Source organism: Lysobacter antibioticus, from assembly GCF_000731095.1.
Taxonomy (GTDB): domain Bacteria; phylum Pseudomonadota; class Gammaproteobacteria; order Xanthomonadales; family Xanthomonadaceae; genus Lysobacter; species Lysobacter antibioticus_B.
Map to the genome: position 1 here is coordinate 1 of NZ_JMTZ01000096.1, position 14,140 is coordinate 14,140.

The 14,140-nt window shown below is 67.9% G+C and carries 14 protein-coding genes; 8 read left to right on the forward strand and 6 right to left on the reverse strand.

Annotated features, from left to right (window positions below; genetic code table 11):
- Positions 1-278: 278 nt before the first annotated feature.
- Positions 279-1,310, reverse strand: coding sequence for a DUF4344 domain-containing metallopeptidase (locus EX88_RS0120890; RefSeq protein WP_051885378.1), 1,032 nt, complete (start codon positions 1,308-1,310; stop codon positions 279-281).
- A gap of 299 nt (positions 1,311-1,609) precedes the next feature.
- Between EX88_RS0120890 and EX88_RS0120895 the strand changes: the two genes are divergently transcribed.
- The gene (locus tag EX88_RS0120895) at positions 1,610-1,990 is read left to right on the forward strand and encodes a hypothetical protein (protein WP_031373922.1); all 381 of its coding nucleotides are present in this window, start codon (positions 1,610-1,612) and stop codon (positions 1,988-1,990) included.
- Entirely contained in the window at positions 1,987-2,466 is a 480-nt protein-coding gene (locus tag EX88_RS0120900; protein ID WP_031373923.1) for a hypothetical protein, read from the forward strand. The genes EX88_RS0120895 and EX88_RS0120900 overlap by 4 nt, the downstream gene beginning before the upstream one ends.
- Positions 2,467-2,507: 41 nt before the next feature.
- On the opposite strand, the gene EX88_RS24860 is transcribed toward EX88_RS0120900, so the two are convergent.
- Positions 2,508-2,984, reverse strand: coding sequence for a hypothetical protein (locus EX88_RS24860; protein ID WP_051885379.1), 477 nt, complete (start codon positions 2,982-2,984; stop codon positions 2,508-2,510).
- 86 nt (positions 2,985-3,070) lie between these two features.
- Here EX88_RS24860 and aceK point away from each other — a divergent pair, with 86 nt between their 5' ends.
- Positions 3,071-4,810 (forward strand): bifunctional isocitrate dehydrogenase kinase/phosphatase, encoded by a 1,740-nt coding sequence (gene aceK / locus EX88_RS0120910; protein WP_051885380.1) that lies wholly within the window; start codon positions 3,071-3,073, stop codon positions 4,808-4,810.
- A 179-nt stretch (positions 4,811-4,989) separates the two neighbouring features.
- Here the strand turns inward: aceK and EX88_RS0120915 are convergent, their stop codons facing one another.
- Entirely contained in the window at positions 4,990-5,220 is a 231-nt protein-coding gene (locus EX88_RS0120915; protein WP_031373926.1) for a hypothetical protein, read from the reverse strand.
- Between the two features lie 122 nt (positions 5,221-5,342).
- Here EX88_RS0120915 and EX88_RS0120920 point away from each other — a divergent pair, with 122 nt between their 5' ends.
- The 3 genes from EX88_RS0120920 to EX88_RS0120930 all read left to right on the forward strand — a co-directional run bounded on the left by EX88_RS0120920 (position 5,343) and on the right by EX88_RS0120930 (position 7,908).
- Positions 5,343-6,347: a LysR substrate-binding domain-containing protein gene (locus tag EX88_RS0120920; protein WP_081931320.1), complete on the forward strand. Its 1,005-nt coding sequence runs from the start codon at positions 5,343-5,345 to the stop codon at positions 6,345-6,347.
- A 69-nt stretch (positions 6,348-6,416) separates the two neighbouring features.
- Positions 6,417-7,301, forward strand: coding sequence for a class I SAM-dependent methyltransferase (locus tag EX88_RS0120925; RefSeq protein ID WP_031373928.1), 885 nt, complete (start codon positions 6,417-6,419; stop codon positions 7,299-7,301).
- 73 nt (positions 7,302-7,374) lie between these two features.
- Positions 7,375-7,908, forward strand: a complete 534-nt coding sequence (locus EX88_RS0120930) for a pseudouridine synthase (RefSeq protein ID WP_031373929.1) — start codon at positions 7,375-7,377, stop codon at positions 7,906-7,908.
- Positions 7,909-7,915: 7 nt separating this feature from the next.
- Here the strand turns inward: EX88_RS0120930 and EX88_RS0120935 are convergent, their stop codons facing one another.
- A complete protein-coding gene (locus EX88_RS0120935) occupies positions 7,916-8,317 on the reverse strand; it encodes a hypothetical protein (RefSeq protein ID WP_031373930.1) in 402 nt (133 codons plus the stop codon).
- Between the two features lie 289 nt (positions 8,318-8,606).
- Here EX88_RS0120935 and EX88_RS0120940 point away from each other — a divergent pair, with 289 nt between their 5' ends.
- A complete protein-coding gene (locus tag EX88_RS0120940; protein WP_051885381.1) occupies positions 8,607-10,376 on the forward strand; it encodes a hypothetical protein in 1,770 nt (589 codons plus the stop codon).
- A gap of 86 nt (positions 10,377-10,462) precedes the next feature.
- Here the strand turns inward: EX88_RS0120940 and EX88_RS0120945 are convergent, their stop codons facing one another.
- Complete coding sequence (locus tag EX88_RS0120945) at positions 10,463-11,431, reverse strand: DMT family transporter (protein ID WP_051885382.1); 969 nt, start codon at positions 11,429-11,431, stop codon at positions 10,463-10,465.
- Positions 11,432-11,533: 102 nt separating this feature from the next.
- On the reverse strand, positions 11,534-12,487 hold the full coding sequence (locus tag EX88_RS0120950; protein WP_031373933.1) for an aldo/keto reductase: 954 nt from the start codon (positions 12,485-12,487) through the stop codon (positions 11,534-11,536).
- A gap of 241 nt (positions 12,488-12,728) precedes the next feature.
- Here EX88_RS0120950 and EX88_RS0120955 point away from each other — a divergent pair, with 241 nt between their 5' ends.
- Positions 12,729-13,829, forward strand: coding sequence for a hybrid sensor histidine kinase/response regulator (locus EX88_RS0120955; RefSeq protein WP_031373934.1), 1,101 nt, complete (start codon positions 12,729-12,731; stop codon positions 13,827-13,829).
- The last annotated feature ends 311 nt before the right edge of the window (positions 13,830-14,140 follow it).

Below are 14,140 nucleotides of genomic sequence, written 5' to 3' on the forward strand. Positions count from 1 at the left end.
AGAAAGTAACCCGCCGCTTTAGTGGCGGAAGCTTTTGGCGTTTGATCTAGATCTTGCTTAAGCGAAACGCGGCAAACCTGTTACAGCGCGGTCGCGGCTTGCGCCGCTCCTACCCTTGGCGGCGTCGCTGCAGCGGATTCGACGAGGCGCTTTAGTGGCGGAAATTTTTGGCGTTTGATCCTGATCTCGCTTGAGCGAAGCGCCGCGAGACCGAAACAGCGCGGTCGCGGCTTACGCTGCTCCTACCCTTAGGCTTCGGGAAATCGAACCAGCCCCGCTCAGCGCATATACGGCGCCTGCGTACTCTCCACCTGCTTGCGCTGGATCTGTTCGATCTTGGCGCGCTCCTCTTCCGCAGTCAGGCGGTGCTTCGGCGCGATGTTCGGTTCGATCAGGCGCATCCAGCTGCGGGTGATCTGTTTGCTCTCTTCTTCGCAACGCAGCGCGCGCGCCTCCGGCAGACGGCCGGTGGTGACGATGCGCAGGTACTTGCCCGGGTTGTTGCCGTAGATCATGCACTGCAGGTTGAAGTAGCGCTGCGCCCCGACCGAGTGCTCGTCGGCATAGGTGGCCATGTCGTGCTGGCCATCGTCGGTGGCGATGAAGAAGGTCGCGGCGAGCTGCAGTTTCTGGGCGATGTCGCTGGAGGACTCATCGGCGCTGACCAGGGACAGCATCAGGGTCGTGGCCAACTGGTCGACGGCGTCTTCCTCGCGACCGGTCGAAGGCAGGTCGAGCATGTCGATCAGGGCGTGGCCGGTCTCGTGCAGCATCAGGAAACGCAGATTCGCCAGCAGGTAGTCGAGCTGGTCGCGCGTGGCGCCGCCGTTGGCCTGGACGAAGGCCGCACCCTGGCGCACCAGCAGATCGATCATCTCGTAACACAGGACGACATCGCCCTTGTCCTTGGCGTAGAAGGCGTTGACCGTGCCGCATTCGGCGGCGATGAAGTTGATCGGCCGCGGCAGGGTGAGCCAGCCATCGAGCTGGTTGACCTCGGGCAAGTGCCTGAGCAGATCGATCTCGCGCGCCATCTCGTACGTCGGCAGCAACTCGCCGCTGCGCGGAACCACGTACTGGTAAGTGAAATGCGTGCCGTCGGCCTTCTCTTCCGGCACCACGGCAGCGACTTCGGTCGCGGCCGCTTCCGGCGGCTTGACCGCTTCGAGCGGCTTGATGGCGGCGACGGGTTTGGCGGCGGCGACCAGCGCCGCGGCGGCCTGTTTCTGCGACCAGACGCTGTAGCCCCAGATCGAGCAGACCGCGATCAGAGCGGTCGCCAGCAGGCCGATGATGATCTTCTGTACCATGTTTGTGGCTCTTGGCTGGAATACTGCAAGACCGAAGGGATCGGCCCACTTCCGAGCGCACAAGACGCGGTGACGATTGGATTCCCCCAACGGCCGTGATTCCAATCGGTGCCTACAGCGTCCTTGCCCCGTCAAGGGCGGATGGTACTCCGATGCTTATGTGACTGCATCCGCTTTTTTGACAGTAGATTTCCTTGCCGATGCACCGTCGATAGTGCGTTCTAAGCCGCCCGCCGCACCGCATGAGACCTGCGAGCAAGCGCCGGCGAACACCACACGCCCCACCCGGAACGGACGCCATGACCGCTACCACTGACGACCCGCTCGATGGCGGTCCCTTCGCCGGCGTCGACTTCGACGCCTTCGGCGAACCCGCTCGCGGCGCCGTCCTCGAAGCCTCGCAGGATTTCCGCGACGTCCTCGCAGGCCGTCGACCGAGCTTCGCCCAACCCGACATGGACGCGCCGCTGCCGGCCGACGGCGGCAGCCACGGCTACATCGGCCGCGGTTACCGGCTCTGGATTTGCCGCAGCCTGTCGAGCTTCGGCGGCGTCCACGGTTATGTGTACGGCCCGGTGCTGAGCTTCGATCAGGACGTCGCCCCCGGCAACGAACGCTCGCTCGCCGCTACCCGTTTCTATACCGCCGCGCAGCTGCAAGCGCTGTTGGCGCAGGCATGACGACGTTCGCTCGCTACCTTTGGCTTCTGGTCGCCGCGATCGCACTGCCGGCGTGGGTACATTGGCCCTACGTGGTCGGCGAGATCGATCTGGCCTCGGTCGAGATCATGACCTCGACCCGCTTCCTGTTCGAACTCGCGCTGTCGACGAGTTTCGGCTTCGTGCTGCTGGTGCTGCCGTGGTCGCTGTGGTTGCGGCGGCGGCAACGGCGCCGCGGCGTGTTGCCGCGCGATACCTGGATCGCGGCGACGGCGACGACCTTGGCGACCCTGCTCGGCCTGCACTCGAACATGACCATGTACGCGCCGTTCTACGGCAATACCTGGGCACTGTGGGAACCGACTTTCGAGTTGTTCCTGCCGCACGCCCTGTCGGTGCTGGCGATCCTGGCGCTGACCATCGCGCTGGAAGCGATCGGCGCGCAACGTGCGTTGCGCGCGGGCGTGTCGGCCGCCGTGTCTTCCGGCCGGTCCTGAGCCGCATTCGACTGAGCCGCGCTCGGCGGCGCCGTTGCTTCTCAGCAGTCGTCGTTCTCGTGGGCGAGGCGTTCGAGCTGATCGTCCAGCTTCTCGCGCTCGGCCTTCGACAAGGCCGCCTTGTGCAGTTCCACCGGCAGCAGGCGTTCGCCGTCGGGGCTGATCCAGCGCCCCTTGAGGGCGCCGTCGCGGCCGTTGAGCATCATCGCGCCGGTGACGCCGGTAACGCGGCCGTTCTCGACCAGGGCCAGATGACCGGCTTCGTCGCGGGTGGCCTGGACGCTGAGCCACTGCGACACGCCGTCGTAACGATACATCGCGGTGAGCAAGCGCTGGCCGCCGCCGCATCCGCTCTCCTGGTCGACCAGGTACAGGGTCGCCGCGCGCTTGCCGACGTGGCCGGTGTAGCGGGTCGCAATCGGCTCCTCGGCGCAGGCCAGGCCGGCCCAACACAGCAATGCGAGGGCGAGGCCGTAGCGATGCGAAACCGGCAGCGGCGTCCTTGTCGTGGCGATCATGATCGTTTCATCCGTAAGCAAAGCGGCGCTGCCGCGGCGGCGGCGAGCATGCCACACGCATCGCGGCTGCGCCGTACACTCCTGACATGGCCCCCCTGCCCGCCGCCGCCGACGTCACCATTGAAGCCGCCGCCGTCGCCGGTCTGATCCGCGACGCCTTCGCCGATTACCACGCGCGTTTCGCCGCGATCACCCGCCGCGCCCAGGGCCGGTTCGAGCGCAGCGACTGGAGCGGCGAACGCGACGACGCGATCGAGCGCATCGAGCTCTACGACCTGTGCATCGCCGAGGCCAGCGACTCGCTCGAACGCCGGCTCGGCGAGCGCGCCCGCGACCGCGTGCTGTGGTCGGCGGTGCATGCGGCCTATGCCGAAACGATCGCGCCACTGCTCGATTGCGAGCTCTACAAGACCTTCTTCAATACCCTGACCCGGCGTTTCTTCAAGACCCGCGGCGTCGATCCGGCGATGGAGTTCGTCGCCCTCGACATCGAGCCGACCGACGCCATCACCCACCCGGTGGCGCGCCACAGCTATGCGGTGTCGGAGGATCGCCTGGTAGAAACTTTCATGCGTGTGCTCGGCGACTATCCGTTCGCGGTGCCGTACGCGCACCGCACGCGCTGCGCCGCCGGCATCGCGGTGCGGCTGCAGGAGGACTTGCAGCACTGGGGCCCGCATCCGGTGCGCGCGGTCGAGCTGCTCGACACCGTGTTCTATCGCGAGCGCCGCGCGTATCTGGTCGGACGCGTGTTCGGCGAGCGCTCGTTCTCGCCGTGCGTGATAGCCCTGGTCAACGACGGCGGCGCGCTCAAGGTCGACGCGGTGCTGACCTTGCGCAGCGAAGTCGTGCAGTTGTTCAGTTACTCGCGCAGCTATTTCCATGCCGACCTCGGCACGGTCGGCGATGCGGTGGTGTTCCTGCGCACCCTGCTGCCGGGCAAGCCCATCGACGAGCTCTACACCGTGCTCGGCCGCGCCAAGCAGGGCAAGACCGAGCGCTACCGCACCTTCTTCCGCCAGTTCGCGGCGCAGCCCGGCGAACGCCTGATCCGCGCCGAAGGCGAGCGCGGCATGGTCATGGCGGTGTTCACCCTGCCCAGCTATCCGCTGGTGTTCAAGATCATCCGCGACCGCTTCGCCTACCCGAAGGACGTCGCGCGCGAGGAGGTCGAGGCCAAGTACTCGCTGGTGTTCCGCCACGATCGCGTCGGCCGCCTGGTCGACGCACAGCCGTTCCGTTTCCTGCGCTTTCCGCGCGCGCGCTTCGCCCCGGACCTGCTTGAGGAGTTATTGAGCACCTGCGCCAGCAGCATCAGCCTGGACGGCGACGACCTGGTGTTGCACCTGTGCTATGTCGAGCGCCGCCTGCGCCCGCTCAACCTGTACGTGCGCGAGCAGACCGCCGAGGCGGCGCGCGCGGCGGTGATCGACTACGGCCAGGCGATCCGCGACCTGGCCTTGAGCAACATCTTCCCGGGCGATCTGCTGCTGAAGAACTTCGGCGTGTCGCGGCACGGCCGCGCGGTGTTCTACGACTACGACGAGTTATGCCTGGTCACCGACTGCCGCTTCCGCAACGTGCCGGAACCGCGCAACCACGAGGAAGAGATGGAGTCCGGGGCCTGGTTCTATGCCGCCGGCAACGACGTGTTCCCGGCCCAGTTCCCGCGCTTCCTGGGCCTGTCGCCGGCGCTGCTCGGTGCGCTGATGCACGCGCATGCCGACATCTTCCGGGTCGAGTGGTGGCAACAGGTGCAGGACGGTCTGGTCAGCGGCCGTCACAACGACGTGGCGCCGTACCCGGAGCAGCGGCGGCTGCCTTAGTGGACGGACTCGCTTGCCGCTTGATGCTGAGGCTATCGCCTCACTGATGCCCTCATCCGGCTCTTCGAGCCAGCTTCTCCCGCGAACGGGAGAAGGGCTAGTCCCGCCGCTGCGTTGCTCCCTCTCCCGCTTGCGGGAGAGGGTTGGGGTGAGGGCACGACCGCCGCGCCCTGCACACCTCACGCACAACCATGCGCATCGCGGCAGGCGTCCTGACGGGTCAGGCTTTCCGGGGTGCGAGCGAACCAGGCGCGCCAACCGGTGACGGCGGCGGTCGCCGAACGCCGGGCGACGACTTGCCGGCTGCGCTCGACCACGGCCGCGGCAGCGGTCTCGGCGACGTCGTCGTCGGCATCGCGCGGATCGACGAAATGGCCGTGCAGGAACATCAGGTTCTTGTAGATATTCATGGCTCGTCTCCCTGCGGCGCCGGCCCGGTATGGACTGGCTTATTGAGTGATTCGCAAGGTACGCTCGCCGGATACGGCAAAAAAGCGCGCCGTTTGCAAGCCAGACTTGAAAGGGATTCAAGATGAATCGACCGCCGCTGCATGCGCTGCTGGGCTTCGCGACCGCTGCGCGCACGGGCAACCTGACCCGCGCCGCCGATTCGATGAACCTGACGGTCAGCGCCCTCAGCCACCAGATCCGCACCCTGGAAGAACGGCTGGGCCGACGCCTGTTCGAGCGCGGGCCGCGCGGAGTGCGGCTGACCGCCGACGGCGAGCGGCTGCTGTCGGTGGTCGCACCGCACCTGGATGCGCTCGACCATGCCCTGCGCCCCTACAGCCCGCGCCGCGACGAGGTGCTGACCCTGAGCCTGATGGCCTCGATGGCCTCGGCCTGGCTGGTGCCGCGGCTCGGCAGCTTCGTCGCCCGCTGCCCGCAGCTCGAACTCAATCTGTTCTCGTCGGCGGCGGTGGTCGATTTCGATCGCGAGCCGGGCATCGACGCGGCCATGCGCGGCGGCTACGGGCGTTGGCCGGGATTGGTCACCGAGCATCTGTTCAACGAGACCCTGATCCCGGTCGCCAGCCCAGCCCTTATCGAACGCATGGGCGGCGAGTTGCCGGCGCAGGAGGACCTGCATCGCTGGCCCTTGCTCGGCGACCTGTCGCCGTATTGGAAAGACTGGTTCGAGCGTTACGGCGGCAAGATGCCGAACCGCTACGTCGCCCATTTCGACGATTCCGAAACCATGCACCGCGCCGCGGTCGAAGGCCTCGGCGTCGCGCTGGGGCGCATGGCGCGCACGCGCCTGCTGATCCAGAACGGCCAGTTGGTGCCGCTGAGCCAATGCCGGCTGCAGATCGATTGGGGCCATTACCTGGTGTACCCGCAGCGCTCGATCGATCACGCTGGGCTCGGCTCGTTCCGCACCTGGTTGCACGAGCAGGCGACGGCCTACGTCGCCGAGATGGAAGCCGATCACCTCGCCCGCCACGGACGCACCGCCAAGACGGCTAATGGCCCCGCCGCCAGCCCCGCGAGCGGCCCCGCCGGCAGCGGCGCCAAGGTCGTCCGCAAGCGCCGTTGAGCACATCCCCTGTGCAGGGCGCTTGCGGTAGGCTGGCGCCCCCTGTCCGATGCCACCGGAGTCCGTTGCATGGAACGTAACCGTACTGCCCGATTGCTGTTGCTCGCCGCGTTGCTGCCCGGCCTGGCCGTGGTCGCGCACGCGCAGAAGCCCGCCGCCAAGGCCAAGGCCGCCGAGAGCGCCGCCAAGACCGCCGAACCGGCCGCCAACGCCGCACTCAAGAAGGTCATCGCCGGCAGCTGGCGCGACCCGAAGAACGTCGCCCGCGACGCCTACCGTCATCCGCTGGAAACGCTGCAGTTCTTCGGCGTGCGTCCGGACCAGACCGTCATCGAGATCACCCCGGGCGGCGGCTGGTACGCGGAAATCCTCGCGCCGTATCTGTCCGAGCGCGGCCGCTACGTCGCCGCCGTGGTCGACCCCGACACGCAGTCCGAGGACGGCGCGCGCAAGTACTACGCCAAGGCCAAGACCAACCTGGAAACCAAGTTCGCCGGCGCGCCGGCGCAGTTCGACAAGGCCGTGGTCGCCGCCTACGACAGCTACAAGCCGGCGTTCGGCCCGTCCGCTTCGGCCGACGTCGTGCTGACCTTCCGCAATGTCCACAACTGGCGTTCGGCCGACCAGGCCGAGGGCATGTTCAAGGGCTTCTTCGACGTGCTCAAGCCGGGCGGCACCCTCGGCGTGGTCGAGCATCGCGCCAAGACCGACGTGTCGGCCAACGACAAGAGCGGTTATGTCGGCCAGGCGCAGGTCATCGCGATGGCCGAAGCGGCCGGCTTCAAGCTCGAGGCCAAGAGCGAGATCAACGCCAATCCGCGCGACACCAAGGACTACCCGAACGGCGTGTGGACCCTGCCGCCGTCGAACGACCACGCGGCCGCCGACGCGGCCAAGTACAAAGCCATCGGCGAAAGCGACCGCATGACCCTGCGTTTCCGCAAGCCGCGCTGAGTCCACCGACACAGCGCCGTAGTACACCGCGAGGCGGCCCGCGCCGCCTCGCGCCCTGCCCGGCCCCGCCCGCGTGCTGATCGCCTTCAACAAACCCTATGGCGTGCTGTGTCAGTTCACCGACCGCAGCCTGCCGCCGCGCCCCACCTTGGCCGGCTTCGGCCTGCCGCCGGACGTGTACGCGGCCGGTCGCCTGGACCACGACAGCGAAGGCCTGTTGCTGCTTACCGACGACGGCGGCCTGGCCCATCGCCTGACCGACCCGCGCCACAAACAGCCGAAGACCTATTGGGTGCAGGTCGAGGGCGATCCGCAGGACCAGGCGCTGAGCGCCTTGCGCGACGGCGTCGAACTCAACGACGGCCGCACCCTGCCGGCGCAGGTCGAACGCCTCGACGCGCCGGCGCTGTGGCCGCGCGATCCGCCGGTGCGTTTCCGCAAGACCGTGCCCGATGCCTGGCTGGCGATCACCATCCACGAAGGCCGCAACCGCCAGGTGCGGCGCATGACCGCCGCAGTCGGCTTGCCGACCCTGCGCCTGGTGCGCGTGGCGATCGGGCCGCATCGGTTGGACGGGCTGATGCCGGGGCAATGGAGCCCGCGCTGAGGACCGCTCAGTCGCGGCAGTGCCGCGCGGCCTCGGCGAGTTCGCGCACTTCCACGCCCTTGCAAAAATAGCCCGGCACCACGCAGTCCAGGTACGGCCGCGCATGCCGGCGCGATTCGGCCTTGCTCGACAGCACGGCCGGCGCAGCTGCGCCGGTCTCGGCGACGCAGCGCGCGTGCTTGTCGCGCATGTAGTCCTCGCAGGCGGCCGGGCTCAGGCCGTAGTTCTCTCGCGCCTGCGGACAGAATCCCAGGGCGGTCTCGCGCCAGAGCTCGAAGAACTCGCGCTTGGGAATCGGCCGCTGCTCGATCTCGGCGATGCGGTAGTCCGACGCCGGTGCGGCGAACCAGTGCGGATAAGCGAACACGCCGGCGGCAGCCAGGGCGATCGCGATCAAAATCCGTTGCATTCCTGTCCCGATACGTAGTGCGGCATTCGTGCGGCGGGAGATTGTCCCGCGCGAGGCGCTCTTAGGGTAGGAGCGGCGTCCTGCTGCTTGGATTCGCTTCGCTGCGCGCCGATCTGCGACCGCCGTCGCAAGCATGCGGCCAATCGCGAAGCCGCATGAGATATCGACCCGGTTTGATCCCGGGTCTGTCGTGGCGACACGGCGCCGCGCCCTCTAGCGTGCCGTGACGGGCGCGTGCCAGGACCGGCCGATGCGCCACCAGCCAAGTTCTCTCTGGGGGAGACTAGCCATGACACGACTGCGTTCGATTTCGTTCGGCTTCGGCGCGATGCTGTGTGCGTCCGCCGCGTATCTGTCGTATCCCGCACCGGCCGACAGCGCGGTCGGCCGGGTCGCCGCGGCCGAGGAGCCCGGGTTCGAACAGACCCCGCCGGTGCTCGAAGACAGCTTCATCACCCCGGTCGACGACCACCCCGACGGCAATGCGTTGCTGGAATTCACCTACGTCAAAGGCCAGGACCTGCCGGCCGAGATTCCGTTCAACGTCGGCGACAAGCCGGTCAAGCTGCAGCGCGACGAGCAAAACCCGCAGCTGTACCGGGCCATGATTCCGTTCGACTTCGACGGCTTGATCAAGGAACAGGAACTGCGCCAGGCGCTGGCCACCGAAGAGAAGGCCACGGTGCCGAGCTTCGACGGCCGCGAGCATCTCGGCGACAGCCCGATCAGCTTCCTGCCGCCGGACAAGCTGCGCGAACAGATCGCCGCGCGCACCCGCATCCGCATTCCCGGCGGCGTGCTGCTCGGCCCGCCGGCGATCGTGCGCCCCGAACGCTCGCTGCTGGTCACCCACCCGGCCGTGGTCGAAGACCCGACCCGCACCTTCGACGCCTGCACCAACGCCGGCAACCCGAACGGCGCCTGGACCTTCAACCGGCTCATGACCAACATGGCCAACCAGCCGCTGACCGGCGTGGACCCCTCCGACTTCGTCGAGAACTGGATCCGCACCTGGAACACCTCGACCACGGTCAACAGCTTCGTGGTGCCGGCGCGCACCTCGGTCAATTCGCAGGTGCTCGCCAGCTGGCCGCGCCTGAGCAACGGCAAGCTCGACCTGGCCCGTTCGCCGATGCGCCTGCTGGCGATCGTCAACCGCGTCGACCTGCGCGGCAACGCCGGCTACGGCGGCGGCAACGCCGGCGAGGGGCGCTTCGTGTTCGGGGTGATCCGCCGCAACGCCACCGGCAGCTGCACCGTGCACCGCTTCACCGTGATCCTCGAATACGGCGTGCCGATCAACGGCTGCCCGGCGGTGCGCAGCTTCGCCCAGCAGTGGGGCGCCTTGGGCTCGATGAGCCTGGGCTCGTCGCTGTACAACTCGTCGCTGCAGGCGATCACCGACCAGTTCACCGGCGCCAACGCCGCGCCGCGCAAGCCCAACGGCAGCGCCATCAACCAGATCCGCACCAACGAGTTCCTGCAGAGCCCCTGGGAGCTGCGCGAGTTCAACATCGTGCGCGCCACCGCCCAGCTCGGCATCGTGCCGGCCAAGCAGACCCCGAACCACGTCTTCAACAACGCCGGCACCCTGCTCGCCAGCTACGTCAACGCCAACCAGGCGCAGGTGCTGGTCGAACAGCACTCGGTGCCGCTGAGCTATCTGGGCACGCCGTTCCTGACCGGTTCCGTGCGCAACCCGAGCCCGCAGGTGGCCTGGACCCACCCCGGCATCGTCAACAACAACGCCCGCAACAAGCTCTCGCTCAACACCTGCGACGCCTGCCACGGCCGCGAAACCCTGACCACCAGCTTCCTGCATGTGGGCCCGCGCTCGTCCGGCGCGCAGGCGACGCTGTCGCGGTTCCTGATCGGCAACGGCACCCTGGCCAGCCCGACCACCTTCAACATGGCCGACCCGGTGGTCGGCTCGACCGTCCGCAACTACGGCGACCTGGTCCGCCGCCAGGCCGATCTGGCGACCCTGCAGAGCAATGCCTGTCTGTCCGGCGGCGTGTTCCAGCAGGCGCAGTTCCAGCCGATGCTGGCCACGCACTGAGCCTTACCCAAGCAGCAAACGAAACAGGCGCCGCAAGGCGCCTGTTTCTTGTACCCGGACCATGAAAGCCAGCGCAGCCAAGCCGCTTATTTATTGTCCGGCGGCGCCACCGGCACCGAGTTAGCCCCCGGCCGCGACAGCAGCACCACTCCGCCCAGCACCACCGCGGTGCCGACCAGTTGGATCGCGGTGATCGACTCGCCGAGCACCCAGGCACCGAGGAACACCAGCGACACCGGCCCGATCACCGAGAACTGCGCGGCGGTGCCGGCGCCGAGTCGGGCCACCGCGGCCATGGTGAAGGTCACCGGCAGGAAGGTGCAGAACACCGCGTTCGCCGTCGCCAGGCCGTAGACCTGCCACGGCAGGCCGAGCAGGCCGCTCGGGTCGCGCGCGATCAGGTAATGGATCAGGGTCGCCGCGGTCGACACCACCATCGCGTAGGCGACCAACTGCAGCGAACCCATGCGCTTGACCAGCTCGCCGGACATGGCGAGGTACAAGGCATAGCTGACCGCCGCACCCAGCACGAGCGCGCTGCCGAACAGCACGTGCTCGCCCTGCACGCGCAGGTTCTCGACCATCACCAGGACCACGCCGGCATAGCTGACCGCCAAAGCGATCCACTCCTTGGCGGCGACCTTGCGCCGGTAGGCGAACAGGCCGATCAGCAGCACGATGGTCGGGTTGAGGAACAGGATCAGCCGTTCCAGCGACACCGGCACGTACTCCAGGCCCCAGAAGTCGAGCAGGCTGGACAGGTAATAGCCGAGCACGCCGAGCACCAGGATCAGGCCGAGGTCCCGGCGCGAGGGCAAGGCCTGGCGTTGCCGCGCGCGCTGAGTCTCGCGGATGCCCAGCAGCACGAACAAGGGCAGCGACAAGGCCATGCGCAGGGTCAGCACGTCGAGCGAATCGACGCCGTAGCGGTATTGCAGCTTGGCCAGGATCGCCTTGGCCGAGAACAACACCGCACCGCTCGCGGCGAGGGCGATGCCGAGGCGTCGGGCGCGGTTCGGAGCGACGGCGGAAACAGCAGGAGATACAGCAGTCATGGCGGGCAGGCGCTGGGGACGTGGAAGACTACGGTGGCGGCGGGCGGAATCGAACCGCGGCGCAGCAGCGGGCCCCGGGCGGCGCCGATCATGGCAGAGCGCTCAGGCCTCGGCACTGGCCGCATCCAGCGCGGCGATCTCGTCTGCCGACAGAGACAGCCGCGTCGCCGCGAGCAGCTCCTGCAACTGCGCCACGCTGGTCGCGCTGGCGATCGGCGCGGTGATCGAGGGCCGCGCGATCAGCCAGGCCAGGGCCACCTGGGCCGGCGTGGCGCGCTGGCCGGCGGCGACCGCGTCGAGTGCGGCGAGGATGCGCAGGCCGCGTCCGTCGAGATAACGGGCGACCGCGCCGCCGCGCGCACGGCTCTTGTCGAGGTCGTCGCGGCTGCGGTACTTGCCGGTCAGGAAGCCGCTGGCGAGGGCGTAGTAATTGATGACGCCGAGCCCGCGCTCGCGCGCCAACGGCTCCAGCTCGGCTTCGTACACGGCGCGGTCGTAGAGGTTGTAGTGCGGCTGCAGGGTTTCGTAGCGCGGCAGGCCGTGGCGTTCGGCGACGTCCAGGGCCTCGGCCAGGCGCGCGGCCGAGTAGTTGGAGGCGCCGATGGCGCCGACCTTGCCCTGCTCGATCAGGCGCGCGAACGCGCCCAGCGTGTCTTCGAGCGGGACCTTCGGGTCGTCCTCGTGGGCCTGGTAGAGGTCGATGCGGTCGGTGCGCAGGCGGCGCAGCGAGTCCTCGACCGCGGCCTGGATGTTGGCCGGCGACAGCCCGGGCCGCTGCGACCATTTGGCGACCTTGGTGGCGATGACGATGCGCTCGCGACGGCCGCCGCCCTGGGCCAGCCAGCGGCCGATCAGGGTCTCCGACTCGCCGCCGGCGTTACCGGGCACCCAGGCCGAGTAGGCGTCGGCGGTGTCGACCAGGCCGAAGCCGGCTTCGGTGAACGCGTCCAGCAGGGCGAAGGTGGTCGCCTCGTCGGCACTCCAGCCGAACACGTTGCCGCCGAAGGCGAGCGGCGCCGCCGACAGAGATGAACGGCCGAGCGGTCGCAGGCTCATTGCGGATTCCTTAATCGAAGAGCGTCCATGATGCGCCGCCGCATTCGACCGTGGCATCACCGAATCTGCAACGCCGCGTTGCCGAGCGCGGCGGGTTGTCGCAGGGGCTGTGAACTGTTCAGCTTTTCGGCTTTTTACCCCGCCTTTATGTGAAGGTTTCTGTTAACTTTCGACCGTTTCCTCGCGGTTCATTTATGCGAATTCAGCGTGAAATATCCGCCCTAGGGGATTCCAAGGACGTATGAGCACTGCCGCGACTTCCACGGGCCGGATTCTTGTCGTCGACGATCAGGCTGCGAACCTGCGCGTCGTCACCGCCCTGCTCTCGCGCCAGGGTTACGAGGTCGTGTCCGCCTCGACCGGCGACGAGGCCCTGCGCCTGTACGCCGAATCGCCGCCGGACCTGATCCTGCTCGACGTGATGATGCCGGGCATGGACGGTTTCGAAGTCATGGCCGCGTTGCGCGCCGACTCGCCGCTGCGCGTGCCGGTGGTGTTCGTGACCGCCGCCCACGACCGCGACCTGTTGCTGCGCGCTTTCGATGCCGGCGTGGTCGACTACGTCACCAAGCCCTTCCTGCCCGAAGAGCTGCTGGCGCGGGTCAACGCCCATGTCGGCCTGAAGCTGACCCGCGACCGCCTCGAGCGCGTCGCCCGCGAGCGCGAGGAACTGGTCAACCTGGTCGCCCACGACCTCAAGAACCCGCTGACCAGCGTGCTGTTCGCCAGCGACCTGCTGTTGCACAACGGCTGTAAGCCCGAACGCGTGCCGCGCTACCTGCAGATGATCCACGAGAGCGCCGACGACGCGCTGGGCTACATCCGCCATTACCTGGAAAGCCAGGCCGGCACGCGCGAGCACGGCGCGATGCAGGGCCGCGCCGACCTCAGCGAAACCCTGGGCTGGCTGGTGCGCCGCTACGAGATGCAACTCGACGCACGCGGCATCCGCGTCGAGATCGCCCCGCCGCCGCACGGCACCGCGCAAGTGGCGATGGACCCGCGCGTGTTGCGCCAGGTCAGCGAGAACCTGGTCACCAACGCGATGAAGTACGCCCCGAACAGCGACCTGCTGCTGGCCGCGCGCAACAGCGCCCCCGGCTTCTGGCAGTTGATCGTCGCCGACCGCGGCCCCGGCATCCCGGTGGCGCGCCAGCGCGAACTGTTCAAGCCCTTCGTGCGCCTGCACGACGACGACGTCGACGACGGCCTGTCGAGTGGCTTGGGCTTGTCCTTGGCGAAACAGATCGTGGTCAACGCCGGTGGCCAGCTTTGGTACGAGGAACGCAAGAACGGCGGCTCGCGCTTCATCATCGAGTTGCCGGAAGCCGCGCCGGAGTAGTCGGCTCTCGGGCCGGCGTCTGGGGCTCGGGGTCGGTGCGGCGCGAGCTGCGACCGCGGGATGCGCAGAAGGATCAACGCAGATGGCGTTGCCCGAAGCCGTTCCTCCTCGTGTGTAGGAGCGGCGTGAGCCGCGACCGCAGGGACGTGCAGAGGCACCAAGGCCGATGTCATTCATCGACGCGGAGTGCTTTCGCCGGGGTAGGAGCGGCGCGAGCCGCGACCACGCTGCGACGGTCTTGCTGCGTATCTCTGAATCAAGATCAAGATCAAACGCTAAAAGCTTCCGCCACTAAAGCGGCGGGTTACTTT

Excerpts from the sequence above, each read along its gene's own strand:
- EX88_RS0120945 (WP_051885382.1), bottom strand. The coding sequence starts at position 11,431 with ATGACTGCTGTATCTCCTGCTGTTTCCGCCGTCGCTCCGAACCGCGCC.
- EX88_RS24860 (WP_051885379.1), bottom strand. The coding sequence starts at position 2,984 with ATGATCGCCACGACAAGGACGCCGCTGCCGGTTTCGCATCGCTACGGC.
- EX88_RS0120935 (WP_031373930.1), bottom strand. The coding sequence starts at position 8,317 with ATGCAACGGATTTTGATCGCGATCGCCCTGGCTGCCGCCGGCGTGTTC.
- EX88_RS0120950 (WP_031373933.1), bottom strand. The coding sequence starts at position 12,487 with ATGAGCCTGCGACCGCTCGGCCGTTCATCTCTGTCGGCGGCGCCGCTC.
- EX88_RS0120915 (WP_031373926.1), bottom strand. The coding sequence starts at position 5,220 with ATGAATATCTACAAGAACCTGATGTTCCTGCACGGCCATTTCGTCGAT.
- EX88_RS0120955 (WP_031373934.1), top strand. The coding sequence starts at position 12,729 with ATGAGCACTGCCGCGACTTCCACGGGCCGGATTCTTGTCGTCGACGAT.
- EX88_RS0120920 (WP_081931320.1), top strand. The coding sequence starts at position 5,343 with ATGAATCGACCGCCGCTGCATGCGCTGCTGGGCTTCGCGACCGCTGCG.
- EX88_RS0120890 (WP_051885378.1), bottom strand. The coding sequence starts at position 1,310 with ATGGTACAGAAGATCATCATCGGCCTGCTGGCGACCGCTCTGATCGCG.
- aceK (WP_051885380.1), top strand. The coding sequence starts at position 3,071 with ATGGCCCCCCTGCCCGCCGCCGCCGACGTCACCATTGAAGCCGCCGCC.
- EX88_RS0120925 (WP_031373928.1), top strand. The coding sequence starts at position 6,417 with ATGGAACGTAACCGTACTGCCCGATTGCTGTTGCTCGCCGCGTTGCTG.
- EX88_RS0120900 (WP_031373923.1), top strand. The coding sequence starts at position 1,987 with ATGACGACGTTCGCTCGCTACCTTTGGCTTCTGGTCGCCGCGATCGCA.
- EX88_RS0120940 (WP_051885381.1), top strand. The coding sequence starts at position 8,607 with ATGACACGACTGCGTTCGATTTCGTTCGGCTTCGGCGCGATGCTGTGT.
- EX88_RS0120895 (WP_031373922.1), top strand. The coding sequence starts at position 1,610 with ATGACCGCTACCACTGACGACCCGCTCGATGGCGGTCCCTTCGCCGGC.